The sequence below is a fragment of the Pseudoxanthomonas helianthi genome (assembly GCF_017939625.1).
GTDB lineage: Bacteria > Pseudomonadota > Gammaproteobacteria > Xanthomonadales > Xanthomonadaceae > Pseudoxanthomonas_A > Pseudoxanthomonas_A helianthi.
Genome location: NZ_JAGKTC010000001.1, coordinates 513160 through 538413, shown reverse-complemented (window position 1 = coordinate 538413; position 25254 = coordinate 513160). Strand labels below are relative to the sequence as shown.

Annotated in this window: 28 protein-coding genes; 9 read left to right on the top strand and 19 right to left on the bottom strand. The window is 67.3% G+C overall.

The features are described from left to right. Window positions 1-82: 82 nt before the first annotated feature. Window positions 83-553 (top strand): bacterioferritin, encoded by a 471-nt coding sequence (gene bfr, locus J5837_RS02590; protein ID WP_210535157.1) that lies wholly within the window; start codon window positions 83-85, stop codon window positions 551-553. A gap of 90 nt (window positions 554-643) precedes the next feature. Here the strand turns inward: bfr and J5837_RS02585 are convergent, their stop codons facing one another. Further along, window positions 644-1255, bottom strand: a complete 612-nt coding sequence (locus tag J5837_RS02585) for a DUF4126 domain-containing protein (protein ID WP_210535156.1) — start codon at window positions 1253-1255, stop codon at window positions 644-646. Window positions 1256-1412: 157 nt separating this feature from the next. On the opposite strand from J5837_RS02585, the gene J5837_RS02580 reads away from it, so the two are divergent. The 6 genes from J5837_RS02580 (at window position 1413) to J5837_RS02555 (ending at window position 5784) form a co-directional block, all read left to right on the top strand. Continuing rightward, window positions 1413-2132, top strand: coding sequence for a DUF6776 family protein (locus J5837_RS02580; RefSeq protein ID WP_210535155.1), 720 nt, complete (start codon window positions 1413-1415; stop codon window positions 2130-2132). Window positions 2133-2148: 16 nt separating this feature from the next. Continuing rightward, on the top strand, window positions 2149-2574 hold the full coding sequence (locus J5837_RS02575; RefSeq protein ID WP_210535154.1) for a bactofilin family protein: 426 nt from the start codon (window positions 2149-2151) through the stop codon (window positions 2572-2574). 30 nt (window positions 2575-2604) lie between these two features. Next, entirely contained in the window at window positions 2605-3360 is a 756-nt protein-coding gene (locus tag J5837_RS02570; RefSeq protein ID WP_244755532.1) for a DUF6776 family protein, read from the top strand. Window positions 3361-3417: 57 nt separating this feature from the next. Continuing rightward, entirely contained in the window at window positions 3418-3798 is a 381-nt protein-coding gene (gene erpA, locus J5837_RS02565; RefSeq protein WP_210535153.1) for an iron-sulfur cluster insertion protein ErpA, read from the top strand. Window positions 3799-3901: 103 nt separating this feature from the next. Then, window positions 3902-4813 carry an NAD(+) diphosphatase gene (gene nudC, locus J5837_RS02560; protein ID WP_210535152.1) on the top strand — a complete coding sequence of 304 codons (912 nt, stop codon included), beginning with the start codon at window positions 3902-3904 and terminating at the stop codon, window positions 4811-4813. A 77-nt stretch (window positions 4814-4890) separates the two neighbouring features. Continuing rightward, on the top strand, window positions 4891-5784 hold the full coding sequence (locus tag J5837_RS02555; RefSeq protein WP_210535151.1) for a cobalamin biosynthesis protein: 894 nt from the start codon (window positions 4891-4893) through the stop codon (window positions 5782-5784). 299 nt (window positions 5785-6083) lie between these two features. Here the strand turns inward: J5837_RS02555 and J5837_RS02550 are convergent, their stop codons facing one another. From J5837_RS02550 to J5837_RS02535, 4 genes are read right to left on the bottom strand one after another with little or no spacing between them, the layout of a single operon-like run. After that, window positions 6084-6512, bottom strand: coding sequence for a DUF2752 domain-containing protein (locus tag J5837_RS02550; protein WP_210535150.1), 429 nt, complete (start codon window positions 6510-6512; stop codon window positions 6084-6086). Further along, window positions 6509-6844, bottom strand: coding sequence for a CD225/dispanin family protein (locus tag J5837_RS02545; protein ID WP_210535149.1), 336 nt, complete (start codon window positions 6842-6844; stop codon window positions 6509-6511). The genes J5837_RS02550 and J5837_RS02545 overlap by 4 nt, the downstream gene beginning before the upstream one ends. Window positions 6845-6899: 55 nt before the next feature. Next, complete coding sequence (locus J5837_RS02540; protein WP_210535148.1) at window positions 6900-7196, bottom strand: CD225/dispanin family protein; 297 nt, start codon at window positions 7194-7196, stop codon at window positions 6900-6902. 57 nt (window positions 7197-7253) lie between these two features. Beyond that, complete coding sequence (locus J5837_RS02535; RefSeq protein ID WP_210535147.1) at window positions 7254-9140, bottom strand: MFS transporter; 1887 nt, start codon at window positions 9138-9140, stop codon at window positions 7254-7256. A gap of 199 nt (window positions 9141-9339) precedes the next feature. On the opposite strand from J5837_RS02535, the gene J5837_RS02530 reads away from it, so the two are divergent. Further along, entirely contained in the window at window positions 9340-11121 is a 1782-nt protein-coding gene (locus J5837_RS02530; RefSeq protein ID WP_210535146.1) for a sensor domain-containing diguanylate cyclase, read from the top strand. Window positions 11122-11261: 140 nt separating this feature from the next. Continuing rightward, window positions 11262-11540 carry a hypothetical protein gene (locus J5837_RS02525; protein ID WP_210535145.1) on the top strand — a complete coding sequence of 93 codons (279 nt, stop codon included), beginning with the start codon at window positions 11262-11264 and terminating at the stop codon, window positions 11538-11540. Window positions 11541-11584: 44 nt separating this feature from the next. Here J5837_RS02525 and J5837_RS02520 read toward each other — a convergent pair whose 3' ends face one another. From J5837_RS02520 to J5837_RS02455, 14 genes are all read right to left on the bottom strand, one after another. Next, entirely contained in the window at window positions 11585-11980 is a 396-nt protein-coding gene (locus tag J5837_RS02520) for a DoxX family protein (protein WP_210535144.1), read from the bottom strand. Window positions 11981-12065: 85 nt separating this feature from the next. Continuing rightward, window positions 12066-13205, bottom strand: a complete 1140-nt coding sequence (locus tag J5837_RS02515; protein WP_210535143.1) for a pyridoxal phosphate-dependent aminotransferase — start codon at window positions 13203-13205, stop codon at window positions 12066-12068. A gap of 4 nt (window positions 13206-13209) precedes the next feature. Continuing rightward, on the bottom strand, window positions 13210-14499 hold the full coding sequence (purD, locus tag J5837_RS02510; RefSeq protein ID WP_210535142.1) for a phosphoribosylamine--glycine ligase: 1290 nt from the start codon (window positions 14497-14499) through the stop codon (window positions 13210-13212). A gap of 133 nt (window positions 14500-14632) precedes the next feature. Then, window positions 14633-16222, bottom strand: coding sequence for a bifunctional phosphoribosylaminoimidazolecarboxamide formyltransferase/IMP cyclohydrolase (gene purH, locus J5837_RS02505; protein ID WP_210535141.1), 1590 nt, complete (start codon window positions 16220-16222; stop codon window positions 14633-14635). Between the two features lie 159 nt (window positions 16223-16381). Further along, the gene (gene fis / locus J5837_RS02500; RefSeq protein ID WP_210535140.1) at window positions 16382-16654 is read right to left on the bottom strand and encodes a DNA-binding transcriptional regulator Fis; all 273 of its coding nucleotides are present in this window, start codon (window positions 16652-16654) and stop codon (window positions 16382-16384) included. 107 nt (window positions 16655-16761) lie between these two features. Next, complete coding sequence (locus J5837_RS02495; RefSeq protein ID WP_210535139.1) at window positions 16762-17475, bottom strand: DUF3426 domain-containing protein; 714 nt, start codon at window positions 17473-17475, stop codon at window positions 16762-16764. Window positions 17476-17637: 162 nt separating this feature from the next. Beyond that, window positions 17638-18555 (bottom strand): 50S ribosomal protein L11 methyltransferase, encoded by a 918-nt coding sequence (gene prmA, locus J5837_RS02490; RefSeq protein WP_210535138.1) that lies wholly within the window; start codon window positions 18553-18555, stop codon window positions 17638-17640. Between the two features lie 307 nt (window positions 18556-18862). Further along, window positions 18863-20230, bottom strand: coding sequence for an acetyl-CoA carboxylase biotin carboxylase subunit (gene accC / locus J5837_RS02485; protein WP_210535137.1), 1368 nt, complete (start codon window positions 20228-20230; stop codon window positions 18863-18865). A gap of 10 nt (window positions 20231-20240) precedes the next feature. Further along, a complete protein-coding gene (accB, locus tag J5837_RS02480) occupies window positions 20241-20717 on the bottom strand; it encodes an acetyl-CoA carboxylase biotin carboxyl carrier protein (protein ID WP_210535136.1) in 477 nt (158 codons plus the stop codon). A gap of 69 nt (window positions 20718-20786) precedes the next feature. Then, a complete protein-coding gene (gene aroQ / locus J5837_RS02475) occupies window positions 20787-21233 on the bottom strand; it encodes a type II 3-dehydroquinate dehydratase (RefSeq protein WP_210535135.1) in 447 nt (148 codons plus the stop codon). A 129-nt stretch (window positions 21234-21362) separates the two neighbouring features. Further along, window positions 21363-21914, bottom strand: a complete 552-nt coding sequence (locus J5837_RS02470; protein WP_210535134.1) for a TlpA family protein disulfide reductase — start codon at window positions 21912-21914, stop codon at window positions 21363-21365. Next, window positions 21911-24205, bottom strand: a complete 2295-nt coding sequence (locus J5837_RS02465) for a protein-disulfide reductase DsbD family protein (protein ID WP_210535133.1) — start codon at window positions 24203-24205, stop codon at window positions 21911-21913. The genes J5837_RS02470 and J5837_RS02465 overlap by 4 nt, the downstream gene beginning before the upstream one ends. Beyond that, window positions 24202-24534 carry a divalent-cation tolerance protein CutA gene (gene cutA, locus J5837_RS02460; protein WP_210535132.1) on the bottom strand — a complete coding sequence of 111 codons (333 nt, stop codon included), beginning with the start codon at window positions 24532-24534 and terminating at the stop codon, window positions 24202-24204. The genes J5837_RS02465 and cutA overlap by 4 nt, the downstream gene beginning before the upstream one ends. A 57-nt stretch (window positions 24535-24591) precedes the next feature. Next, window positions 24592-24987: a helix-turn-helix transcriptional regulator gene (locus tag J5837_RS02455; protein WP_210535131.1), complete on the bottom strand. Its 396-nt coding sequence runs from the start codon at window positions 24985-24987 to the stop codon at window positions 24592-24594. Between the last annotated feature and the right edge of the window lie 267 nt (window positions 24988-25254).

Sequence of the window (25254 nt, the reverse complement as noted above, 5' to 3'; positions counted from 1 at the left end):
TTCGAAATGAACACGATTCGCGTTCCGTCATTGCGCGGCGCGCAGGGCTAAGCTGCGCGCATCTTCTCCCAAGGAACAGGTCATGAAGGGCGACGCCAAGGTCATCGAATTCCTCAATCGCGCGCTGTACAACGAGCTGACCGCGATCAACCAGTATTTCCTGCACGCCAAGATGCTGAAGAACTGGGGCCTGAAGGAACTGGCCGAGCACGAATACAAGGAATCGATCGACGAGATGAAGCATGCGGACAAGCTGTCCGAGCGCATCCTGTTCCTCGACGGCCTGCCGAATTTCCAGGCGCTGGGCAAGCTGCGCATCGGCGAGAACCCGGTGGAGCTGCTCAAGTGCGACCTGGCGCTTGAGATGGAAGCCGTCCCATTGCTGCGCGAGGCGATCGCGCACAGCGAAAGCGTCGGCGACTACGTCAGCCGCCAGCTGTTCGCCGACATCCTGGACTCGGAAGAAGAACACATCGATTGGATCGAGACCCAGCTGTCGCTGATCGAACGCATCGGCGAGCCGAACTACCTGCTGACCAAGCTGGACGAATAAGCTGAGTAGGGTGGGCACGCTTTTTGTGCCCACCATTGACCTCCGCGGCGGGTACAAAAAGCATGCCCACCCTACGTGCCGCAGCAGCCGTTATTCGATCGCCGTGCGCGGCGACTGCGATTCTGTCGCGAACAGCCTGCGCACCCCGCGGCTGAGTTTGCGCCACACCCACCAGATCGCCAGTGCGACCAGCACGCTGACCCCGACGACCAGGAACAGCGCAATCCACGGGTGGGCGAAGGCCAGCGCCAATGCGCCGGTAACGGCCACGTCTTCGGTGATCGAGGCGGTCCAGTTCGACACCGGTTCGGGCGAAGTATTGAGCAGCGCGCGCGAACCGGTCTTCAGCACATGGCTGGTCAGGGCGATTCCGGCGCCGGCGGCGAGGGCACCGCCGCTGAGGTGGCCGTCGGGCGACAGCGTCGCCGCGGCGAGGAAGGCGCCGGCGGGAATCCGCACCAGGGTCTGCAGCAGGTCCCAGCCCGAATCCACGCCCGGGATCTTGTCGGCGAAGAACTCCACCAGCGCCAGCGCGCCGGAGGTGCCGAGCACCCACCACGACTCGGCCGGCTCCAGCGCAGTCGGCAGGTCGACCCAGCCCAGCGCACCGGCCAAGCCGATGCCGAACACGGTCAGGTAGACCCGGATCCCGGCCATCCATGCCAACAGGATCCCAATTACGAAAAGATGCACCTCGGACATGGCGGCTTTTCCCCTAGACTGCGGAGACGGCGACCGGGTACAGGGGCCCGTGTCGCCGCCGAGTATAGGCCGGGAATCTGGCTGCCACCTGAGCGAAACAGGGGCGGCAAGGGGATGCATCGATGCGCAAAAACTCGCCGAACCCGGAGCGCTGACGATGTCCCGCGCCCCGTCCCGTTACCGCATCGTCCTGCGCGAACCGCGCCGCCGACGCTGGCTGGCGCCGTTGGCCATCGTCGCGTTGTGGTCGCTCAGCGTGGCGGTGGCCTGGCAATGGGCCGCTCACCGCGCCGCGCCAAGGCTGGCCGAGGTCAGCCGGCGCATGGACCAGGCCGAGCGGCAATTGCAGGCCCAACGCGATCGCCTGCATGACCTGGGCCAGCGCGACGTGACCCTGGCGCGTTCGGACCAGATCAGCCGCGACGCCAACCTCGACCTGCAGCACACCCTCGCCCAGCGCGAGGAGGAAATCGCCGGCCTGCGCGCCGACGTGGCCTTCTACGAGCGTCTGGTCGGGCCGACCAGCCAGCCGCAGGGCCTGAACGTGCATTCTTCGCAGTTCGTGTCCGCCGGCGGTGCGGCGTGGAAGTACCGCATCGTGCTGACTCAGAACCTCAACCGCGGCACGGTCAGCAGCGGACGCATGCGCTTCCTGATCGAAGGCGTGCGCGACGGTCGCCTCGCCCGGGTGGATTGGACGCAGCTGCACCAGAATCCCGCGGCGCCCGAGCAGCCGTACTCGTTCCGCTATTTCCAGGAACTCGAAGGCAGCGTGATGCTGCCGGAAGGTTTCGTCCCGCAACGCGTGCGCGTTTCGCTGCTCGGCGGCGACGTCGCGGTGGAGCGCGATTTCGACTGGCAGACCGCCAGGACCTGACATCCGGAGTGCCCTCATGTTCAAGCCCAAACCCGGCCGCCACGGCGAAACCATCGACACCCTGATCGGCCCCCAGGTGGTGATCCGCGGCGACGTGGTGTTCAGCGGCGGGCTGTACGTGGAGGGCCGCATCCACGGCAAGGTGCTGGCCGAGGACGGCGCGCCGGCAGTGCTGACCCTGGCCGAACAGGGCAGCATCGAAGGCGAGGTACGCGTGCCGGTGGTGGTGGTCGACGGCCAGTTGCAGGGCGACGTGCACGCCTCGGAACGGGTCGAACTGGCGTCGAAGGCGCGGGTGCTGGGCAACGTCCATTACAAGGTCGTGGAAATGCGCGCCGGCGCGACCCTGACCGGCCGGCTGATCCACAGCGACGCGGCCCAGGCCGAAGCCGTCGCATCGGCCGCCGCGCCCCTGCCGTTCCCGGCTGCCGCCAACGGCTGAGCTTCATCCGTCGGGCGTTATGCTGGCGGCATGAGCGACAACCCCGACCCGGCGCCCGCGTCCGCTTCGGCGCCTCCCGGCCCGCACCTGCAGCCCCTGTCGCGTTGGGCGCGGTTCCTGCTGTACGTGCTGGGCGTGTTGGCCCTGGTCTGGCTGGGCTTCGGCGCGTGGGGCGTGTGGAAGACCATGCAGGCCGCTTCGCCTTCCACGACGCCCAGCGCCGCGCAGTTCGAAACGCAACGCAAGCGCGTCGCCGAACTGGAACAGCAGGTCGCCACGCTGACCCGTTCCGACCAGATCAGCCGCGACGCCAACACCGACCTGCAGAGCACGCTGGCCGAACGCGACGAGGAAATCGCCGGCTTGCGCGCCGACGTGGCGTTCTACGAGCGCTTCGTCGGCGCCACCGCGCAGCGCCGCGGGTTGACCGTGCACGAGCTGAAACTGCAGGCGCAGGGCGAACAGGCCTGGCATTTCACCGCCACCCTGACCCAGAACCTGAACCGCGGTGCGGTCAACGCCGGCAGCCTGCAACTGGCGGTGGAAGGCACCCAGGGCGGCAAGCTGCGCCGGCTGGCCTGGGCCGACTTGCGCCAGCAGGCCAATGCGCCGGGGGTGGCGTACTCGTTCAAGTATTTCGAGCAGGTCGAAGGCGATCTGGTATTGCCGGTCGGTTTCTCTCCCACGCGCGTGGCGGTACGGCTGGTGCCGCAGCGCGGTGCGGCGGTGGAGCAGTCCTTCGGCTGGGCCGATGCCGTGGCCAAGCCCGGCGCGGGCGGCGCCTGATGCAGCGTTCCATCCGCGCGCTTGAATCGCCTTGGCCGCAACCCCATGCTTGAACCCATGAGCAGTCTCGTTTCCCTGCCCGGCGCCGCCCCCGATTACCAGTCGCTGCAGCGCCCGCTGAACTTCACCGCCGCCGCGGCCGCCAAGGTGCGTGAACTGGTGCGCGAGGAAGGCAACGCGGCGCTGGCCTTGCGCGTGTACATCCAGGGCGGCGGTTGTTCCGGCTTCCAGTACGGTTTCGAATTCGACGAGAACCGCGCCGAGGACGACCTCGCCATCGACACCGACGGCGTGACCCTGCTAGTCGATCCGCTCAGCCTGCAATACCTGATGGGCGCCGAGGTCGATTACAGCGAAAGCCTGCATGGCGCGCAGTTCGTGATCCGCAACCCGAACGCGAAGACCACCTGCGGCTGCGGCAGCAGCTTCAGCGTCTAAAACTCCTTTCCGCGTCGGATCGGTGCATAACGCCCGATAAAGCCCAATGTGCGGGCTCCGAATGGCCGAGCAATCCGCCGCTGGCGTTAAACTGGCGGCTCGCATGGACACTCGCCCCGCGCTTTCCGGCTACGCCTTCGCCGACACGCCCCTGGACCGCGCCGACAAGCTGCGCGACGACGTTGCGGCCTTGCTCGGGCTGTGGCCGCAGGCGCGTATCCTGATCGTCGACGACGAGGGCCGCGCCCACGCCGATGAAACCGGGCAAGCCATGGTCGTCACTGGTACACAGCTCGGCGGTGGACCGGGCGCCGCGATCTTCCTGGGCCTGCGCGAAGCGCAGGCATGGTTCGCGGTACGCGCGGACGTGGTTTCCTTCGAAGCGCCGCAACGCATCGACCTGCGCCGGGCCGCAGCCACGTGGCCGGCCTTCGAGGCGGGCGTGTTCGCGTTGGCCCGCGCGCTGCTGCATTGGCACGCAGGCACGCGTCATTGCGGCACCTGCGGCGGCGCGGTCGAATTCCGCCGAGCCGGCTATCAGGGCGCGTGCACCCAATGCGGACGCGAGCACTACCCGCGCGTCGATCCAGCGGTGATCGTCGCGGTCAGCGATGGCGAACGCCTGCTGCTCGGCCGCCAGTCCGGCTGGCCGGCGCGACGCTGGTCGGTGGTGGCGGGTTTCGTCGAACCGGGCGAGTCGCTGGAGCAGACCGTGGCCCGCGAGGTCTATGAGGAAACCCGCGTGCGTGTGCGCGCCAGCCGCTATCTCGGCGCGCAGCCATGGCCGTTCCCCGGCGCGCTGATGCTGGGCTTCGAGGCCGATGCCGAACCCGACGAGCCCCAGGTCGACGGCGAGCTGGAGGCTGCGCGCTGGTTCGGCGTCGATGAAATCGGCGAAGCCCTGCGGCGCGAGGCGGCGGGGGACGATGGCGAAGGCGTCCTGCTGTCCTCGCCGATTTCGATTGCCCGTTCGTTGATCGAGCATTGGTACATGCAGCGTGGGGCCCTGGCCTGAACGCCGCAGCACTGGTGCGGGGAATGTAGCCGCGGCCTCCACACGAGGCAGGCTAGGATCAACGGTGGAGGTTTTGCATGTTCGTCACCCTGGTGGCTGCCGTCCTTGCCCTGGTGCTGGGCCACGTCGCCCCGGCGCTGGTCGGCTCGGCGCGTCGCTACGGCTGGTTCGGCCAGTGGCTGCAATGGCTGGACACGCACGCGGGTGAGGGCAGCTTCTGGCGAGGCCGTTACGGCATCGTCCTGGCCCTGGTGCCGCCGCTGCTGCTGGTCGTGCTGATCCAATGGGGTTTGCACGCGCCATGGCTGGGCCTGCTGGGGTTCCTGTACTACGTCGCCGTGCTGGTTTACGCGTGGGGTCCGCGCGACCTCGATGTCGACGTGGAGGCGGTGATCGACAGCCACGAGGAAGCCGGGCGCCGCGACGCCATCGCGCGCCTGTGGCCGTCCGACGAGACGCCGCGCGACGATGGTCCCGCCCTGGTCGAAGCGGTGTTCTCCAGCGCATTGCGGCGCTGGTTCGGCGTGCTGTTCTGGTTCGCGGTGCTGGGCCCGTTCGGCGCGATCCTGTTCCGCCTGGTCGGTTTTGCCTGCGAGGGCGAATACGCGCAGCGCCTGCCGCCGGCCACCGCCGCGGGCGCGCGCGGTTTGCGCGCCGTGCTGGAATGGCCGGTTGCGCAGCTGATGACATGGTCGATGGCGCTGGTCGGGAATTTCGACGTGGTGTTGCAGGCATGGCGCGGCGCGGGCGGCGCCGAATTGCAACTCGATACCGGCTTCCTCGCCGCCGCGGCGCGGGCCAGCGTGAAGTCGGAGCTGGCGGAGGAAGCCGCCGATTACGTCGCCGACGGCCTGGTGCCGCGTCTGCGCGACATGCCCGAACTGCGCGATGCGATGAGCCTGGTCTGGCGCGTCCTGCTGCTATGGCTGGCGGTAATGGCCGTCTTCGTCATCGCCGGTTGGGTGAGCTGAGGCGAGCTTTGCGCGGCATTGCCGCGCAGCCTCAGCGAACGCCCGGCCATGGATGGCCGGGCTGGACCGTCCGAAGTCGATATGTTTCGCCACGGAAGGCGGCGGATGGTTGTCGAAGAAGATACGGCGCTTGCGCGGCATTGCCGCGCGCGTCAGCGAACGCCCGGCGTGCTTCGCCGGCCGCGCCTTCGTCTTAGCTTTGCTTCCCGATGCGGGAACGAAGTGCAGTCGAGCAAGCTCGACTCTACGAAAGCTTGTCTTGCGCTTCGCCTTTCTTTCGCAAGAAACGGGAAAGGCGTTTACGACAACAACCCGCCCGGCGCCAGCAGCGTGAACGGCCACCACGGCAGGTTGCGGGCGATCCAGTACAGCGGCAGCAGCACCAGCCAGAACTTCGGCTCTGCCAGCAGGGCGATCAACGGCTGCAGGAACTTCGGTTGCCAACCCAGCCGCCATGCCGCCAGCAGGGGCGACAGCGAGAGCATCGCCATCGCCAAGGGATTCATCGCGAACGCGCGTATCACGTCGCCGTGGGCCAGCGCATGCAGCATGCGGGTCATGCCGCAACCGATGCAGTAATAGCCGGTCAGCGCGCGGAACACGCAGCCCGGGAAGGGATTGCCCGCCGCATTGGGATCGAAATGGCGCAGCAACCAGAAACCGACGACGGCCGCGAATGCGGCCGCCGTCAGTCCTGCGAGATGCAGCGGTTTCAGCGCAAGGTTCAAGACTGCGCGGCTTGGATCTGTTCCATCGCCTGCATGTACTGCTGCAGGCCGCCGGTCGAGTAGGCCCAGATGTTGATCAACAGGCCGATGATGGCCAATGCGGTCGCCACCCAGCACCAGGTCTTGGCGGTGGCCGACGCGCGCTGCGCACCGGCGATGTCGCCCTGGCGCAACAGGGTGTTGACCTTGTTCGAGAACACGATGGCCACGATGCCGACGAGGCCGAGCGGGCAGCACAGGCAGGAGGCGAGCACGGTCGAGATGATCGACCAGGCCAGGTAGTTGGGAACGCTGCCGGCCATGCCGGGCGCGGGAGGAGGAACAGTGCTCATCGGGAGTGCTCCATTTGGGTGGTGAGTGAGTGGTTCCGGACGCAGTCTAATCGACTCAGTTTGCGCCGCCCAGCGCCCCGGCCATGCCGAGGACAACGACGAACAGCAGATACAGCGCGACCAGCCCGGCCCAGGCGCCCAGCGACCACCAGGCCCAGAACTTCGCCTTGTCCGATGCGGTGCGCGCGCCGGCGATGTCGCCCGCGGCGCGCAGGCCGTCGACCTTCGCGGCATAGACGATCGACACGATGCCCAGCGGCAGGCAGCAGAACAGCGTGGACAGGATCGCCCAGACCAGATTGTTGGGCACGTATTCCTGCGCCCCGCTGTGGATCGGCGGTGGTTGGTTCATGGAGTTCCCCTGGATGAAAGAGCGATAGTTTGCCGCAGGCCCGTGCGCTTGTCGCGCTCAGGCCGCGTCGCCGCGCAGGTCGTGCACCGCCGTTTCCAGCGACTCCGCCGTGGCGCCGGCACCGTCGACCGGTGCATCCGCGACCACTTCGACATGCGCACGCAGGCGCCGCGGCACGCGCATGCGACCCAGTCGCGAATCTCGACGGCTCCACATGCTGCCCCACATGTTCTTCAACGCCATCGGGATCACCGGCACGGGGCGTCGCTCGAGGATCTTTTCCACGCCCGACTTGAACGGTGCGATGTCGCCGTTTTTCGTCAGCGCGCCTTCCGGAAAGACGCATACCAGTTGTCCATCGGCCAGTGCCGCGTCCACCTCGTCGAAGGCGCGCTGCATCAGCACCGGGTCCTCCTTCGCGCCGGCGATGGGAATCGCCTTCGCGGTGCGGAAGATCCAGCTCATCACCGGGATGTTGAAGATCCGGTAGTACATGACGAAGCGCACCGGCCGCGGAATCGAAGCCGACAGGATCAGCGCGTCCATGTAGCTGACATGGTTGCACACGATCAGCGCCGCGCCCTCGTCGGGGACGTGGTCGATGCCGCGCAGGCGCAGCCGGTACAGCGTGCGCACCAGCAGCCAGCTGAGGAAACGCATCAGGAATTCGGGGACGATGGTGAAGATCCAGATCGCCACCAGGGTGTTGGCGATGGCCAGTGCCAGGAAGATCTGCGGGATGCTCCAGCCGGCCCAGGTACGCAACGCCAGGCAGATCAGCGAGGCGGCGACCACGAAGCCGGAGTTCTGGATGTTCAGCGCGCCGATCACCCGCGACAGTTCGGTCTTCGGCGTGCGGCTCTGGATCAGCGCGAACAGCGGCACCACGAAGAAGCCGGCGAACAGGCCGATGCCGACCAGGTCGACGACGATCCGCCAGCTGCCCGGCTGGGCCATGAAGCCGGCCACGTCCAGCCCGTGCGCCGTCGCCGTGCCGCTGCGGGCGAAATACAGGTCGAACAGGAACGCACTCATGCCGAACGCGCCCAGCGGCACCAGGCCGATTTCCACCGTGCGCGCGGACAGCTTCTCGCACAGCATCGAGCCGACGCCGGTGCCGATGGAGAACAGCGCCAGCACGAACACGTACAGCAGGTTGGAGCCGCCGAGGTTCAACGGCGCGTAATCCGGCAATTGGGTCGCGAACACGGTGCCGACGAACCAGAACCACGAAACACCCAGCACCGCGTTGCGCACGGCCAGTTGCTTGCGGGCCAGCCGCAGCACGTCGAGCGATTCGGGAAGCGGATTCCAGTTGATGCGCAGCTCGGGCAATGCCGCGCCGACGTGCGGAATCATCCGGCTGGCCAGGTTGCCGCACACCGCCAGCGCGATCACCGTCGCGCCCGCGACCCACGGACCGTGCGCGCCGGACACTTCGAATATCATGCCGCCGGCCAGCATGCCCAGCAGGATGCTCACCGACGTGCCCATTTCGACCAGGCCATTGCCACCGGTCAGTTCGCGCGGATGCAGCACCGCGGGCAGGATGGAGTACTTGACCGGTCCAAACAGCGTCGACTGCACGCCGGTGGCGAACAGCGCCACCAGCAGCAGCGGCAGTGCCTTGAGCACGAAGGCCAACGCCGCCAGCGACATGATGAAGATCTCCATCGTCGTGGTGATGCGGATCAGCCGGTCCTTGTCCAGTTTCTCGGCGATCTGTCCCGCGGTGGCGGAGAACAGGAAGTACGGCAGGATGAAGATCGCCGGGGCCAACGATGCGTACAAGGTGCGCTGCGCGGGCGGAGCCTGCATCCAGAACAGCAGGCCGATGATCGCCTGGCGGAACACGTTGTCGTTGAACGCGCCGAAGCACTGGGTCACGAAGAACGGCAGGAAGCGGCGCTGCCGCAGCAACTGGAACTGGTTATGGCTGGACATGCGTCCTCCCCGGGGTCGGCGCAGCCTAGCAGATCCGGTTCTGCGCCTTCCACGACGAAAGGATTACGAATCCGGGGGCGGAGGCTTCGCCACGCGGCATTAATTTTCGCTATGGTATTGACGCTTCTTCCGGGCTGAGCGAGTTGGCATGAGGGCTGCCATTCAAACACCGGCGCGCATGTGGCGGGATGTGCTTGCCATGGCGGCACTGATCGGTCTGCTGGACCGTTTGCTGCTCGAATTCACCCGTGGACCCGGCGAACTGGCCGCGATCTGGCTCGGCAACGGCTTCCTGACCGGCTGGCTGCTGTCGCGACCCACGGCGTCATGGCCTTATTACCTGCTGGCGGGCCTGCTTGCCGACGTGCTTGCGCGGCTTTCGTCCGGATTCGCGCCCCTGCATGCCGCGGCGATCGGCCTGGCCAATATCGTCGAGGTCCTGATCGTCGCCGGTGTGGTGCGCCGCAGGGTGCCCGATATCGGCGATCCGAAGCGGTGGATCGAGCTGGGCGGCATCGCCACGGTCGCCACGCTGGCGGCTTGTGCGGTGTCAGGGGTGCTCATTTCCATTGTGAATGCGCTGCGTGGCGGCGGGCACCTGCTCGGCGGTTTCGTCAGCTGGTATGCGGCCCACGTGGTCGGCATGGTGATCTTCGCCACGGCGACGGTGGTGGTGCATCGCGAGGGCCGCGCCCTGTTTACCGCGCCGGGCCGGCGCTGGTCTTTCGTCCTCAGCATGCTGCTGATCGTGGTCGTCAGCACGGTGGTGTTCAGCGTGCGCTATCCGGTGCTGTTCCTCGCGTACCCGCCGCTGCTGCTGGCCGCGTTCCGCCATCGTTTCGCTGGCGTGGCGGTGGGCATCCTGCTGTTCGGCGTCATCGGCAGCGTGGCCACGGCGATGGGCATGGGACCGATCATGCTGGTGGATGCGCTGGGCAGGAACGGACACATCGCCCTGTTGCAGCTCTACGTCGCCGGCGCATGCGTGATGACCATCCCGGTGGCGCTGGCGATGGCCGAGCGCAAGCGCCTGCACGCGCGGCTGAGCGAGAGCGAACTGCGCTTCCGCATGCTGGCGGACTACTCGCACGACGTGATCGTGCGGATGCGCCCCAGCGGCGAACGCGTGTACGTCTCGCCCTCGGCGCGCGACATCCTCGGCTGGTCGCCAGACGAGATGCTGGGCATGCGCTGGAGCCTGGTCCACCCCGATGATCGCGCGATGCAGCAACAGGCCATGGAAGAGGTGCTCGCCGACGGGAAAGCGCATACGGCGATCTATCGCGTGCAGCACAAGGACGGGCATTACGTCTGGATCGAAGCGGTGACCCGGCCGATTCCCAGTATCGACAGCGACGGCATGGACATCATCTACACCGGCCGCGACGTATCCGGCCGCGTGGCCGCTGAAGCCGCGTTGGCGGAGAGCCGCCGCGAGCTGGAACAGATGGCGCGCGTGGACCCGCTGACCGGCCTGGCCAATCGCCGCCAGTTCGAGGAACGCCTCCGCCTTGCTCTGTTGCGCATGCAGCGCCACCGCACGCCGATCGCGCTCATGTATCTGGACGTCGACCACTTCAAGGGCATCAACGATACCTGGGGCCATGCCGCCGGCGATCGGGTGCTGCGTTCGTTCGCCCAGCGCCTGACCGGGTGCGTGCGTCGCACCGACCTGGTCGCGCGCCTGGGTGGCGATGAGTTTGCGGTGATCATCGAGGACGTGGCCTTGCCCGATGCCGCGGAATCGATCGCGCGCCAGCTCGTCGCCGAGATGCATCACAGCATCGACATCGACGGCACCGGGCTGATCGCCACCACCAGTATCGGCATCGCTTACGCGGCCGAGCCCACCGACGCGGACACGCTCCTGCTGGTCGCCGACGCCGCGCTTTACGCGGCCAAGCAGGCGGGACGCAATACGTGGCGAATCCGCGTCGTGGCCGCCGCCGAGGATCGTGGGAGCGAACGCGCCGACGGTTGAAAGCCGCGCGGGACGGTGCGCTGCATTCGTGCGGGAGCTGCGCGGCGCTTATTCACGCGATGTTTACGGCGAACTCCCGCGTTCGGCTCCGAGCCAGCTTCGCGTGGTTACGCTGCGGGCGCATCCGCGAGGAGGTCGCCATGTCCACGGAAACCAAGACGCCGTTGGAGCAGGTCAACGACAGCCTGAACCAGCTCCGGGAAATGCGGCATTACGCCAAGAACTACGTCGAGCAGTTGACCGCGCAGTGGTTGCTGTTCGACGGCGAGCTGAAGAAGTTCGGCCAGGCCGATGCGATCGAGGCGCTGATGACGCGCCAGAGCGAACTGCACGATGCATTGGAACAGCAGATTTCGGCGCTGGAGGAATTGGCAGGGCAGTTGCAGCCTGCGCCGCAGGAGACGCAGGAGGGTGCATGATCACCACGGCGAAGGCCAACCGGCCCTCGCCGTGGCGCGCAGCGTTACTTGCGGTTGATGCTGTAGGTACCTGGGCCAAGGAGCGCGATGGCGACGGCGGTGGCGAGATACATGCCTTGCAGTTCCAACGCCCAGCCGCCCTGCTCGTTGAGCTGGCCGAACTGGCCCATATGCACCAGCGCCAGGGCGACCAGCATGTTGGCTGCGATCAACAGGCTGCCGATGCGCGCGTACAGGCCGAGGATCACCAGTACCGGGGCGAGTACTTCGCCGATCAGCACGCCGTAGCCGACGAAGCCTGGCAAGCCCTGGGCCTCGACCATGCCGACGATGCCGGCCAATCCGCCTTTCAGCTTGGCGATGCCGTGGAGCAGGATCAGGACGCCCAATGCAAGGCGCAACACCAGCTTGCCGAGATCGGCGCGTGCGTTGTCGTTCATCTCGCTTTTCCCCGTGCGTGGATGGAATCCGGAGTATCGCACCGGAAACGGCGGGGTTGGCGTTCCCCTGCGTCGCGCCGGAGGGTCAGCGGATGGACGGTTGCGCGGCGAACCAGGGCCGCAGCCGCCGCAGCGCTTCCTCGACCTGCCCGGTGCCCGGGGCGAAGCTGAAACGGATGAAACGGTGGCCGTCGACCGGATCGAAATCGATGCCCGGCGCGAGGGCGACGCCGGTTTCCTGCGCCAGCCGCATGCAGAAGGCGAGGCTGTCGTCGGTGAGATGGCCCACGTCGGCCCAGATGTAGAACGCGCCGTCGGGCGGCGCGATCCGTTGCAGTCCCATCGACGGTAGCGCTTCCAGCAGCAGGGCGCGGTTGCGCGCGTACACCTGGCGGTGGCCTTCCAACTCGTCGTCGCAGTCCATCGCCACCAGCGCAGCCTGCTGGCTGGGCGATGGCGGGGTCAGGAACAGGTTGCCGGCGTAGGCGCGTACGGTGTCGACGTATGCTTCGGGAACCAGCAGCCAGCCCAGGCGCCAATCGACCATGCTGTAGTACTTGGAGAAGCTGTTGACCACGAAGGCCTCGGGCGCGTATTCGAGGATCGAATGCGCGGCTTCGCCGTAATGCAGGCCGTGGTAGATCTCGTCGGAAACGATGGCGGTGCCGCGCTCGCGGCAGACGCGGACGATGGCCTGCAGTTCCTCCGGCGCGATGATCGTGCCGGTGGGATTGGCCGGGCTGGCGAGGATCACGCCGGCCGGCGCTGGGTCCAGCGCCGCCAGTGCCGCGGCAGTGAGCTGGTAGCGCGATTCGGGGCCGCAGCCGATTTCCACCGGTCGCAGGTGCGCGGCGCGCGCGGTGTTGCGGTAGGCGACGTAGCCGGGCCGGGCGAAAGCGATGCGCTCGCCCACCTGGAACCGGGTCAGCAGGGCCAGCAACAGCGCCGGTGAAGCGCCGCAGGTCAGGACGACCCGGGCCGGATCGACGTCCACGCCATGGCGTTCGCGATAGTGGTGCGCGATGCGTTGGCGCAGCGGCAGGCTTTCCCAGTAACCGGGCGGATCGCGGTCGAGCGCGTCGCGCACGGCGGCGAGCGCCCGGGCCGGTGCCGGCGTGGAGGGCTGGCCGAATTCCATGTGGATGACCGAGCGGCCCTGCGATTCCAGGGCGCGCGCCAGCTGGCTGATGGCGAACGCGCGGAACGGTTCGACGCGTTCCTGCATCGGCTTACTCCCCGCGTTCGCGGGCGATCGCCCGCCAGCCGATGTCGTGGCGGTGGAACTCGCCAGGCCAGGAGATCCCGGCGACTTCGGCGTAGGCCTTGCGCTGGGCTTCGGCGATGCTGTCGCCTAACGCGACCACGCACAGCACGCGACCGCCCGCAGTCACGACGTTCTCGCCCTCGGCCCGCGTGCCGCCGTGGAAGGCCTTGGTGTCGTCGACGTCCGGGGCATCCCAGGAATTGATGACGTCGCCGGTGCGCGGCGCGTCCGGGTAGCCTTCGGCCGCCATCACTACGCCCAGCGACGGGCGCGGGTCCCATTGCGCTTCGGCTTCGTGCAGGCGCCCGTCGATGGCCATTTCGACCAGTTCGACCAGGTCGGAGCGCAGGCGCAGCATCACCGGCTGCGTCTCGGGGTCGCCGAAACGCACGTTGAATTCGATCACCTTCGGGGCGCCGGCCTTGTCGATCATCAAGCCGGCGTAGAGGAAGCCGGTGAACGGCATGCCGTCGGCGTTCATGCCGGCGATGGTCGGGTTCACCACTTCGCGCATCACCCGCGCATGCACTTCCGGCGTGACCACCGGCGCGGGCGAATACGCGCCCATGCCGCCGGTATTGGGGCCGGTGTCGCCATCGCCGACGCGCTTGTGGTCCTGCGAGGTCGCCATCGGCAGTGCGGTCCTGCCGTCGACCATCGAGATGAAGCTGGCTTCCTCGCCGTCGAGGAACTCCTCGATCACCACGCGCGCACCGGCATCGCCGAAGGCGTTGCCCGAGAGCATGTCGCGCACGGCGGCCTCGGCCTCTTCCAGCGTCATCGCCACGATCACGCCCTTGCCGGCGGCCAGGCCGTCGGCCTTGACCACGATCGGCGCGCCCTTGTCGCGCACGTAGGCCAGCGCGGCATCGACGTCGGTATGCACTTCGTAGAACGCGGTCGGGATACCGTGGCGCTTGAGGAAGTCCTTGGCGAAGGCCTTGCTGCCTTCCAGCTGCGCGGCAGCGGCGGTGGGGCCGAAGATGCGCAGGCCGGCTTCGCGGAATTTGTCGACCACGCCGGCGACCAACGGCACTTCCGGGCCGACCACGGTCAGCTCCACCTTCGCGTCCTGCGCCAGCCGCAGCAGGCCGTCGAGGTCCTTCACTTCGACGTTGGCGTTGCGGCACTTGTCCTCGCGCGCGGTGCCGGCGTTGCCCGGCGCGACGATCACTTCGGAAACGCGCGGCGATTGCGCGAGCTTCCAGGCCAGGGCGTGTTCGCGACCGCCGGAACCGATGACGAGGATTTTCATTCGAAAAACTCCTAGATCGTCATTCCGGCGAAAGCCGGAATCCATCTTGCCGTTGTTTTTTTACGTCGAACTGCGAGGCAAAGGCAAAGTCAAAATGGACCCCGGCTTTCGCCGGGATGACGGCAGTGAAGCGTTAGTGGCGGAAATGCCGCACGCCGGTGAACACCATCGCGATGCCGTGCTCGTCGGCCGCGGCGATCACCTCGTTGTCGCGCATCGAGCCGCCGGGCTGGATGACCGCCTTGATCCCGGCTTCGGCGGCGGCGTCGATGCCGTCGCGGAACGGGAAGAACGCGTCGCTGGCCATTACCGAGCCGGGTACGACCAGGTTCGCGTCGACCGCCTTGATCCCGGCGATGCGCGCCGAATACACGCGGCTCATCTGGCCCGCGCCGACCCCGATGGTGCGCTGGTCCTTCGCGTAGACGATCGCGTTCGACTTGACGAACTTGGCCACCTTCCACGCGAACAGCAGGTCGGCGAACTGGGCTTCGGTCGGTGCGATCTTGCCCACCACCTTCAGCTCGTCGCGGCCCACCACGCGGTCGTCGGCGGTCTGCATCAGCAGGCCGGAACCGACGCGCTTGGTGTCGATGAAGTTCCTGCTGGCCGGGGCCAGCGGGATACGCAGCACGCGCACGTTGGCCTTCTTCTTCGCGTAGTCCAGCGCGCCTTCCTCGTAATCCGGTGCGATCAGCACTTCGACGAACTGGCGGTCGAGGATGGTCTTCGCAGTCGCCGCATCCAGCGTGCGGTTGAAGGCGAGGATGCCGCCGAACGCGCTGGTCGGGTCGGTTTCGTAGGCCTTTTCGTAGGTCTCCAGCACGCTGGCGCCGACGGCAACGCCGCAGGGATTGGCGTGCTTGACGATCACGCAGGCCGGCACGTCGAACTGGCGCACGCATTCCCACGCCGCGTCGCTGTCGGCGATGTTGTTGTAGCTGAGTTCCTTGCCCTGCAACTGGACGAAGGTCGCCAGCGAACCCGGCGCCGGATACAGGTCGCGGTAGAACGCGGCCTGCTGGTGCGGGTTCTCGCCGTAGCGCAGGTCCATGACCTTGACGAAGGAACCGTTGGCCTGGTCGGAGAACCGCTTGCGGTTCTTCGCGCCTTCGTCCGAGGGAATTTCGATCGCCGAAAGCACGTTGCTGATCGCCGCATCGTACTGGGCGACGCGGTTGAACGCGGCAACGCCCAGCTTGAAACGGGTCTGCGCCGACAGCCGGCCGTCGTTCGCGCCCAGTTCTTCGACGACGCCGGCGTATTGCGCCGGATCGGTGGCGACGGCGACGTAGGCGAAGTTCTTCGCCGCGGCGCGCAGCATCGCCGGGCCGCCGATGTCGATGTTCTCGACGATGTCGTCGAACTTCGCGTCGGGGTTCGCCGTGACCTTCTCGAACGGATACAGGTTCAGCACCAGCAGGTCGATGCCTTCGATGCCGTGTTCGGCCATCACCGCATCGTCCATGCCGCGCCGGCCCAGCAGGCCACCGTGCACCTTCGGGTGCAGGGTCTTGACCCGGCCGTCCATGATCTCGGGGAAACCGGTGATGTCGGAAACGTCTTTCACCGGCAGGCCCGCATCGCGGATCGCCTTGGCGGTACCGCCGGTGGACAACAATTCGATGCCGCGGGCGGCGAGGGCTGTCGCCAGTTCGACCAGGCCGGTCTTGTCGGAAACGGAAAGCAATGCCCGGCGCACGGGCAGGAGATCGGCAGACATGGGGAGGGGTGCAGCGGGTGGGACGCAAATTATAGCGGCGGGGCGGTATCGGCGTTGCCGTTGCCCCTTGACCAGCCATTCGGCTGTCGAAAGCGCGCGAAACCCGCTGAAAAGCAAATCCCCCTCAGTACCCCTTTTTCAAAGGGGGGAGGAAGAACTTCAGGCCAGCCCGTAGTCTTTCAACTTCTTGCGCAGGGTGGCGCGGTGGATACCCAGCAGCGCAGCGGCGCGGCTCTGGTTGCCTTCGCAGTGGTTGAGCACTTCAACGAACAGCGGGATTTCCATCTCGCGCAGCACGATCTCGTACACGTCATCCGCGTCGCAGCCGTTCAGGTCGCGCAGGTAGCGGCGCACGGATTGGGCCACGTGTTCGCGCAATGGCGGTTTCGACGGGCCACGATTGGCGTCGTGGCGGGTGGAGGCGACGTTCAAGGAAAGTCCCGTGGATGAATCGGCAACCCGCCGGCTGCGGCGGGGAGGGGAGTCTAGCGCGTGATCCGCCCGCGTGCACATGCCCGCTGGTCGGAACGTGGGAAGAATCAACGGAACTCGAACTGGAAAGCGGCCGCGGGCGCGGCCGGTTCACGAATACGGAACGCAATCCGTGCGCTCTGTCCGCTTTGCAGCAGGTCGGCGGGCGCGCGGCCCAGGTATTCGCGCGGATCGAAATCGCGCGCGCCGACCTTGCGGCCGTCGGCATCGGCCAACGACAACTGCAGGCGTGGCCAAGACTGCGCCCAGCGCGCATCGTTGCGGAACGTCGCATGGACCTGGAGCTCGCCCGGCGAACCGGGAATGGGACGCACGTCCCGCTCGATCATGGTGAAGGCCTGCGGCTCGCGCCACGGCGGCAGCTCGCAATGCAACACGCCGCACAGCGACGCGAGCAACGGGCGCCATTCGGCATCGGCGGCGAGGCGCGAACGGTCGGCCAGCAGCAGTTGCAGCGGCAACGCGAACAACAGCAATCCAAGCGCGATCCATTGCCACAGCGCGGCGCGGCGGGAAGTCGCGGGTTCCACCGTGCGCCGGGCAAAGCTGGGCGAAGCCTTGACGGTTGCAGATGCCGGATTGGTTGCAGGCGGCATTGCTGCGGCCGGCCTCGCAGGGGTCTCCACCGCGGAAGCGACTTCCGCTTTGGCAGGGGCAGAGCCTGCGTTTTCCGCCTTCTCCGTATCGATGCCGGCGTCGGCCAGGGATTTTGCCGACGTGTCGTCGGACGTCGGCGTGCGCAGGAACGTGGCGATGCCCATCGGCGCGGAATTCGCTTGCGCAGCGCGCAGCTGTCCACCGCAACGCGGGCATGCCGCGGGCACGGCGTCGTCGCCCCAATCGGGGTCGAATGGAAAACGGCAATGCGGGCAGATCCGGGGCACGCGCTATTCAAGCATGCCCGGCGCGGGACGAGGAAGCCGTCAGCGGCGCACGCCGTCGATGCGCATCCAGTCGCCGTCCTGCGTCGCGGCCAAGCGATCGAACCACGCGGCATAGCGCTGCAGCAGTTCGCCTTCCTGTCCGTGCAGGATGCCCGACAGCGCGATCCGCCCGCCCGGCGCGACGCGCGCCGCGAGGGTTTCGGCCAGCGCGTCCAGCGCGGAAGCGAGGATGTTGGCGACGACGACCGGGTAGGTGGCGACGGGTTCGTCCGCCGGCAGGTACACCGCCAGCCTGTCGCCGACCTCGTTGCGCTCTGCGTTGTCGTGGCTGGCGACCAGCGCCTGCGGGTCGTTGTCGACGCCTACCGCGCGCGCTGCGCCGAGCTTCAGCGCGGCCAGGGCGAGGATGCCGGAGCCGCAACCGAAATCCAGCACCGGCTTGCCCTGCAGTTCGCCATGCGCAGCCAGTTCGTCCAGCCAGCGCAGGCACAGCGCGGTGGTCGGATGGGTACCGGAACCGAAAGCCAGGCCGGGATCGAGTCGCACCACTGCGGCATCCGACGTGTTCGCTTCGTCGGGCAGCTCGTGGTTCCACGGCACAATGAAGGTGCGCGCGCCGAAGCGCATCGGCTGGAACTGGTCGAGCCATGCGCGTTCCCAGTCTTCGTCCTCGACCGTGCGGAACGATGCCTGCGACCAGTCGAGGCCGGGATCGAACGCTTCCAGCGCGGCGAGCAATGCCAGTGCATTGGTTTCGGCGGGGAACAACGCGATCAGCACCAGCGAGTTCCACAGCGGTGTTTCGCCGACGCCCGGCTCGAGGATCGCGCGTTCGTTCGAGGTGTCCGCATCGGCGTCGAGCATGGTCACCGACAGCGCGCCGACGTCCTCCAGCGCGTTTTCGTAGCGTGGTTGCCGATCTTCGGTGCAGCGTAGGGAAAGCTCGAGGTAGGGCATGGGACGGAGCGAAGAGGGTAAGCAGACGGGAAGCGTACGCTTTTGTTCGCCATTTCGGTGCAAGCCCGGATCAGGGCTCGGCCGTGCACGTCATTCCGGCGAACGCTGGGATCCATTTTGCCGTTGCTCTTTCGGCCAAAGGCAGAAGCAACCGCAAAAATCAAAATGGATTCCTGCTTGCGCAGGAATGACGAGCAAAAGCAAAGCGGCAGCAAGGCTGGATCCGGCTTGCGCCGGGATGACGAAAAGCGGTGCAGCGATTCCCGCCTGCGCGGGAATGACGCCCGGCGCCGCAGGCAGCGGCGCCTCACCCCAGCGAAATCGCCTTGTTCTTGCGTTCCGCCAGGCGCTTTTCCAGGTAGTGGATGTTCTGCCCGCCGGCGCGGAAACCCTGGTCGCGCATGATCCGCTGCTGCAAGGGGATGTTGGTCTTGATGCCGTCGACGATGAACTCGCTCAGCGCCACGTGCATGCGCGCGATCGCGGTTTCGCGGTCGGGGCCGTGCACGATCAGCTTGCCGATCATCGAATCGTAGTTCGGCGGCACGCGGTAGCCGGTGTAGATGTGCGTGTCCACGCGCACGCCGGGACCGCCCGGCGGATAGAAGCCGGCGATCGTGCCGGGGTTCGGCAGGAAGGTCTCCGGATCCTCGGCGTTGATCCGGCACTCGATCGCATGGCCGTTGATCTGGATGTCTTCCTGTTTGATCGACAGCTTCTGCCCGGCCGCGATGCGCAGTTGTTCGGCGACCAGGTCGATGCCGGTGATCAGTTCGGTCACCGGGTGCTCCACCTGGATGCGGGTGTTCATCTCGATGAAGTAGAAGCGGCCGTTCTCGTACAGGAACTCGAAGGTGCCGGCGCCGCGGTAGCCGATGCGGATGCAGGCTTCCACGCAGACCTTGCCGATCTCGGCGCGCTGCTCGGCGCTGATGCCGGGGGCCGGCGCTTCCTCGACCACCTTCTGGTGGCGGCGCTGCATCGAGCAATCGCGTTCGCCCAGGTGGATGGCGTTGCCCTGGCCGTCGGCCAGCACCTGGATCTCCACGTGGCGCGGATTCTCCAGGAATTTCTCCATGTAGACCTCGCCGTTGCCGAACGCGGCTTTCGCTTCCGACTTGGTCGTTTCGATCGCCGCCTTCAAGGCGCCTTCGGCGTGGACCACGCGCATGCCGCGGCCGCCGCCGCCGCCCGCGGCCTTGATGATCACCGGGTAGCCGATCTCGCGGGCGATCTTGGTGTTGGCGATGATGTCGTCGCCGAGCGGACCGCCGCTGCCGGGCACGCAGGGCACGCCGGCGGCCTGCATCGCGCGGATCGCTTCGACCTTGTCGCCCATCATGCGGATGGTGTCGGCCTTCGGGCCGATGAAGATGAAGCCGGATTGCTCCACGCGTTCGGCGAAGTCGGCGTTCTCGCTGAGGAAGCCGTAGCCGGGATGGATCGCCTGCGCGTCGGTGACCTCGGCCGCGGCGATGATCGCCGGGATGTTGAGGTAGCTGTCCTTCGACGCCGCCGGGCCGATGCACACCGACTCGTCGGCCATCGCCACGTGCTTGAGGTTGCGGTCGACGGTGGAATGCACCGCCACCGTGCGGATGCCCAGCGTGTGGCATGCGCGCAGGATGCGCAGCGCGATTTCGCCGCGGTTGGCGATTACGACCTTGTCGAGCATCGCGCGCGCCTCAGTTGATCACGAACAGCGGCTGGTCGAATTCCACCGGATGGCCGCTTTCGCCGAGGATGGCGACCACGGTGCCGGAAACGTCGGCCTCGATCGGGTTGAACATCTTCATCGCCTCGATGATCGCCAGCGTGTCGCCTGCCTTGACCGTCTGGCCGACGGTGACGAACGGCGGCTTGTCCGGTGCCGAGGAGGCGTAGAAGGTGCCGACCATCGGCGCGCGCAACACATGGCCCTCGGGCAGGCCCGGCGACGCCGGCTTGGCGCTGCCGCCGGAGCTGGCTTCGGTCGGCGAACTCATCGGCATCGGCGCGGCCGGCGCGGGCGCGGCCACGACCGGCGCGGCGGCGACCGGGGCGTAGCCGCCCTTGGGCGCGCGCGCCAGGCGCACGGATTCCTCGCCTTCCTTGATCTCGATTTCGGCGAGGTTGGATTCTTCCAGCAGGTCGATGAGTTTCTTGATCTTGCGCAGGTCCATGGTGGCCTCTGGGTTGAATTCGAAAAGTCGGTCGCGCGGACGGGCGGGGGCCCGATCCGGCGGGAACGGTTACTCGGTACCGTCGATCTGGCGCATCGCCGCGACCAGCGCCAGGCCGTAGCTCAGCGGGCCGAAGCCGCTGACCACGCCGACGGCCAGGTCGCTGAAATAGCTGGTCTGGCGGAACGGCTCGCGCGCGTGCGGGTTGGACAGGTGCACTTCGATGAAGGGCAGGCCGACCGCCGCCAGGGCGTCGCGCAGGGCGACCGAGGTATGGGTGAAGGCGGCCGGGTTGATCAGGATGAAGTCGGTGTCGTCTTCGCGCGTGGCCTGGACCCGGGCGACCAGCTCGTGCTCGGCGTTGGACTGGAAGGTCTCCAGGTCGTGACCCTTTTCCATGGCCCGGGCGCGCAGGTCGGCGTCGATGTCGGACAGGGTCTCGTGACCGTAGATCTGCGGCTCGCGCGTGCCCAGCAGGTTGAGGTTGGGCCCATGCAGGACCAGCAATTTCGCCATGACGCGCCTCCGTGAGTGGGCGGGAAGTCTGCGCGAAGCCGGCTTTAGTGTCCAGTTCGGCGGAGTTGTCGGCGATTTAAATGATTGTTTGAATTCCGGATCCGGTCCCGAAGGGCAGCACTACGGGACTTATCGGGCCCAGTCGCGGATTTCCCCGGCCTCGAATGGCCCCAGTTTGCGCTTGGCGATGCGGCCGTCGGCGCCGACCAGCACGCTGTAGGGCAACAGGCCACGGGTATTGCCCAGGCGCACGCTGGCGTCCGCCGGGCCGGGCATATCCAGCACGATGGGGTAGCCGACCGGCACCCGGCCAAGGAATTCGCGCACGGCTTCCGGAGTATCCAGCGCCAGGCCAACGACCTGGGTCCCGTGGGTCCCCTGTTCGCGGGAGAAGCGCTCCAGTTCCGGCATTTCCTTCACGCACGGCCCGCACCAGCTGGCCCAGACGTTGATCAGCAGCGGTTTTCCGGCGAAGCGGGTGCGCAGGTCGACGATCTTGCCGTCCAGGTCGGGCAGGGCGACGGAGGGCAAGGGATCGCCCACCTCGGCCCCGGCGACGGCCGGTGCCGCCGCGGGCGCGGAGGAAGAAGAAGTGAAGCGACCTTCCCGCCACAACCCGGCCGCGACGCCGAGCACGCCGGCGGCCAATGCCGCCAGCACGATCTTCGTTGCGGGTTTCATTGCGCGGCCCGCTGCAACGCGCCGTCGACGATGGACTGGGTCACGATCGTCGGCAGCACTTCGCCTTCGCCGCCGTTGCGCGGGTAGACCACGTACAGCGGCACGCCGACCGCCTTGTGTTTTTCGAGGAAGGCGGTGATCGCCGGATCGACGTCGGTGTAGTCGCCGACCATGTAGACCGCGTTGGCGGATTCGAGCGCGGCGCGGAAGCCGGCGCGGGAGAACACGGCCTTCTCGTTGACCTTGCAGCTCACGCACCAGTCCGCGGTCATGTTCACGAATACCACGCGGTGTTGCGCGCGCAGGTCGGCCAGCGCCTGTTCGGAGTAGGCGACGCGGGCGAGGCCGTCGCGTGCGGTCGCGGCCGCCGCTTCGGGTTTCGGCAAGCGATACAGGTTCACCAGGGGCCATGCCGTCGCGACCAGGACCAGCAGCGCGGCGATCCTCCAGCCGTTGCGCCCGGTCTGGCGCGACCGCGTCCAGGCCCACACGACGAACGCCAGCGCGATCGCCGCCAGCAGCCATTGCCACACGGCTTCGGCACCGCGAAGCGAGGCCAGCACGAACACCAGCCACGCGGCGGTGACGTACATCGGGAAGGCCAGCAACTGCTTCAGCGTCTCCATCCACGCGCCTGGCTTCGGCAACAGGCGCGCCAGCGCCGGCACGAAGCCGATCAGCAGGAACGGCAGGGCCAGGCCGAGGCCGAGCATCAGGAACACCAGCATGCCGCCCGCCGCGGGGCCGGCGAAGGCGTAGGCCAGCGCACTGCCCATGAACGGGGCGGTGCACGGCGTCGCCAGCACCACCGCCAGCACGCCGGTGAAGAAATCCGCGCGGGTGCCGCCGCCTTGCATCAGCGCGCTGCCGCGCTGGCCGATACCGATGCTGGCGTACCACAGTCCCGACAGGCTCAGCCCGAACACGAACACCACCAGGGCCAGCACCGCGACCACCAGCGGTTGCTGCAACTGGAAGCCCCAGCCCAGCGCCAGTCCGGCCTTGCGCAAGGCCAGCACCAGTGCACCGAGTGCGGCGAAGCTGACCAGCACGCCGGCCGTGTAGGCAAGGGCGTGGCGGCGTGCGTGTTCGCGGCTCTCGCCGCTTTGCGCCAGCGACAGCGCCTTAAGCGACAGCACCGGCAGCACGCAGGGCATCAGATTGAGGATCAAGCCGCCGCCGAGGGCGAGCAGCAAGGCCAGCCACAAGCCGATGCTTGGCCGATTTCCGGCATCTGCAGGCGGCGGCTGGCGCGGCGGGTTGGCCGCATTGGCGGGCACTGCGGCATTCGTCGGTGCGGCCGTCGGACTTTCGATCGCGGGCGCGCTCGCATTGGCATCGGCACCGGGCAGCGGCGCGAGCATCGGCGTCGCGACCGGCGCTTCGATTTCCGACGGCTTGCTGACCGCGCCCTTCGGCACCGACAGCTTCACCCGCCGGGTCATCGGCGGATAGCAGATGCCCTCCTTCTGGCAGCCCTGGAACGTCGCCTTCAGGGTCGCGTCGAAGGCGAGCCCGTGCTCGCGCAGCAGCGGCACCGGGACATCGATCTGGTCGAAGTAGACCACCACGTCGCCGAAATGCTCGTCGTGGTAGTTCGCGCCCTTCGGCCATTTTGGCCGTTGCAGGGCGATGCCCTTCGCGCCTTCCAGCGCCAGGCTGGTGCGATCGCGGTACAGGTAGTAGCCGGGCGCCGGGGTGAAGCGCAGCAGCAGTTCGTTGCCGTTGTTGGCGATGGCCTCGAACCGGAACGCCTGCTCGGCCGGCAGCGGCGCCGCATCGGTGGCGCCTGCCGTCGAGCCGGTGCCCACGCCGAACAACGATGCGCCTGTCGGACGTGCGCCCGGCAACGGCGTCGCCGCGGCCGCAGCCGGCGGCAAGGTCACGGTCAGCGTGCGGGTCTGCGGCGGATAGCAGATGCCGGCGTCGGCACAGCCCTGGTACTTGACCTTCAGCGTCACCTTGTCGGCGCTGGCGGTGCCGGTGAGCACGCCGAGCAGTTCGCCGCGATAGGTCTCGACCTTGCCGAAGAACTCGTCTTCGTGCGGCGTGCCCGGCGGCAATTGCAGCGCGCCGGCGGTGAAACCGGTCGCGGTGGCGCTGGTGCGATGGCGATACAGGTAGTAGCCGTCGTGGATCTTCCAGTGCAGCTCGATGCGGTCGCGGCTCGGTGCGCTGGCGCTCAACACATAGGCCTGGTCGACCGGCAGCAGGTCGTTCTCGTCGACCGCGGCGGCGGGGAAGGCGAGGGCAAGGGCCAGCAAGGCCAAAAGGGGACGCAACCAGCTCATTCGTTTCGCTCGTCGGGGCGGGTCTCGGCGGCGACCCAGTCCAGGTAGGCCGGCAGGCCGCCGGTGGCTTCGACCGCAACCAGCTCCGGCAGTTCGTACGGGTGCAGCTGCGGCAGGCGCTGCCGCAGTGCCGGCAGGCAGTCGGCGGTGGTCTTGATCAGCAAGAGGACCTCATCGGCCTGTTCGATTCGCCCCTGCCAGCGATAGGTGGAGGCTACCCCGGGTAGCCGGTTCACGCAGGCTGCCAGCCGTTCCTCGACCAGCGCAGCGGCGATGCGGGCGGCGCTGCCGGTGTCCGGACAGGTGCAGAAGGCGATGACGACGGGCATCGGCGGATTATCGCAGACCGCCTTTTTCCGGACCGGCGGCAAGTCCCGAACGCCCGCTCAGGGCGCCGTGCGACGGCTCCGGCCGGTACGCTGCGTGGCGAGGGCTTCCATCACTTCCAGCATCGCCACCCGCGCGCGCAGGGGCGCTTCGCGAAAGGCCAGCACCAAGCGGAATTCGGTCGGATCCTCCACCAGGATGGCCTCGGCCGTGGCGATGGAATCCAGCGCGGTTTCCTTCAGCAGGGTCATGCTGCCGCGGCCGGTGGCCAGCCATTCGAACTGGCTGGACGTGGCCAGGGCGACTTCGCGCAGGTGCGCCACGCTGGGACTCTTGCCGTTGGGGGCTTCCCAATGGCTGACCGCGCTGCGCTGCACGCCGACCATCTTGGCCAGCTGGTTTTGCGACAGGCCGGCCGAGCGGCGGGCCAGGCGAATGCGTTCCTGTGGGGTCATGGGTGTTCTCTGCTACCGCTTCCCCATTGCGGGTCGCGGGTGGTGGCGGCGTGTTTTTCGCTACCAATAATAACCAGGTGAGCAATAATAGGCGCAGGATGTTCGCTTGTGGTATCCAAAGTTTTAGGAAGGCGAATAAAAACAACGGGGTACTAATGTTATCGGTACTGGAACTGGCTGGTTTTTGAGCTGCCTGTTGCAGAATTCGGCTTCCCAGACTCCTTTCCCGGGGCTATTTCTATGCACGCCGGCAAGGACGCTGGCAGA

Bases quoted from the DNA above. Each gene is read 5' to 3' on its own strand.
- J5837_RS02545 (WP_210535149.1), bottom strand. From the start codon at position 6,844: ATGAGCACTGTTCCTCCTCCCGCGCCCGGCATGGCCGGCAGCGTTCCC.
- cutA (WP_210535132.1), bottom strand. From the start codon at position 24,534: ATGCCCGTCGTCATCGCCTTCTGCACCTGTCCGGACACCGGCAGCGCC.
- J5837_RS02585 (WP_210535156.1), bottom strand. From the start codon at position 1,255: ATGTCCGAGGTGCATCTTTTCGTAATTGGGATCCTGTTGGCATGGATG.
- J5837_RS02470 (WP_210535134.1), bottom strand. From the start codon at position 21,914: ATGAAACCCGCAACGAAGATCGTGCTGGCGGCATTGGCCGCCGGCGTG.
- J5837_RS02455 (WP_210535131.1), bottom strand. From the start codon at position 24,987: ATGACCCCACAGGAACGCATTCGCCTGGCCCGCCGCTCGGCCGGCCTG.
- erpA (WP_210535153.1), top strand. From the start codon at position 3,418: ATGAGCAGTCTCGTTTCCCTGCCCGGCGCCGCCCCCGATTACCAGTCG.
- J5837_RS02465 (WP_210535133.1), bottom strand. From the start codon at position 24,205: ATGAGCTGGTTGCGTCCCCTTTTGGCCTTGCTGGCCCTTGCCCTCGCC.
- bfr (WP_210535157.1), top strand. From the start codon at position 83: ATGAAGGGCGACGCCAAGGTCATCGAATTCCTCAATCGCGCGCTGTAC.
- prmA (WP_210535138.1), bottom strand. From the start codon at position 18,555: ATGCCCTACCTCGAGCTTTCCCTACGCTGCACCGAAGATCGGCAACCA.
- accB (WP_210535136.1), bottom strand. From the start codon at position 20,717: ATGGACCTGCGCAAGATCAAGAAACTCATCGACCTGCTGGAAGAATCC.
- J5837_RS02520 (WP_210535144.1), bottom strand. From the start codon at position 11,980: ATGAACGACAACGCACGCGCCGATCTCGGCAAGCTGGTGTTGCGCCTT.
- J5837_RS02495 (WP_210535139.1), bottom strand. From the start codon at position 17,475: ATGGGCATCGCCACGTTCCTGCGCACGCCGACGTCCGACGACACGTCG.
- J5837_RS02535 (WP_210535147.1), bottom strand. From the start codon at position 9,140: ATGTCCAGCCATAACCAGTTCCAGTTGCTGCGGCAGCGCCGCTTCCTG.
- J5837_RS02555 (WP_210535151.1), top strand. From the start codon at position 4,891: ATGTTCGTCACCCTGGTGGCTGCCGTCCTTGCCCTGGTGCTGGGCCAC.
- J5837_RS02575 (WP_210535154.1), top strand. From the start codon at position 2,149: ATGTTCAAGCCCAAACCCGGCCGCCACGGCGAAACCATCGACACCCTG.
- purH (WP_210535141.1), bottom strand. From the start codon at position 16,222: ATGTCTGCCGATCTCCTGCCCGTGCGCCGGGCATTGCTTTCCGTTTCC.
- J5837_RS02570 (WP_244755532.1), top strand. From the start codon at position 2,605: ATGAGCGACAACCCCGACCCGGCGCCCGCGTCCGCTTCGGCGCCTCCC.
- nudC (WP_210535152.1), top strand. From the start codon at position 3,902: ATGGACACTCGCCCCGCGCTTTCCGGCTACGCCTTCGCCGACACGCCC.
- J5837_RS02525 (WP_210535145.1), top strand. From the start codon at position 11,262: ATGTCCACGGAAACCAAGACGCCGTTGGAGCAGGTCAACGACAGCCTG.
- accC (WP_210535137.1), bottom strand. From the start codon at position 20,230: ATGCTCGACAAGGTCGTAATCGCCAACCGCGGCGAAATCGCGCTGCGC.
- J5837_RS02540 (WP_210535148.1), bottom strand. From the start codon at position 7,196: ATGAACCAACCACCGCCGATCCACAGCGGGGCGCAGGAATACGTGCCC.
- aroQ (WP_210535135.1), bottom strand. From the start codon at position 21,233: ATGGCGAAATTGCTGGTCCTGCATGGGCCCAACCTCAACCTGCTGGGC.
- J5837_RS02580 (WP_210535155.1), top strand. From the start codon at position 1,413: ATGTCCCGCGCCCCGTCCCGTTACCGCATCGTCCTGCGCGAACCGCGC.
- purD (WP_210535142.1), bottom strand. From the start codon at position 14,499: ATGAAAATCCTCGTCATCGGTTCCGGCGGTCGCGAACACGCCCTGGCC.
- J5837_RS02515 (WP_210535143.1), bottom strand. From the start codon at position 13,205: ATGCAGGAACGCGTCGAACCGTTCCGCGCGTTCGCCATCAGCCAGCTG.
- J5837_RS02530 (WP_210535146.1), top strand. From the start codon at position 9,340: ATGGCGGCACTGATCGGTCTGCTGGACCGTTTGCTGCTCGAATTCACC.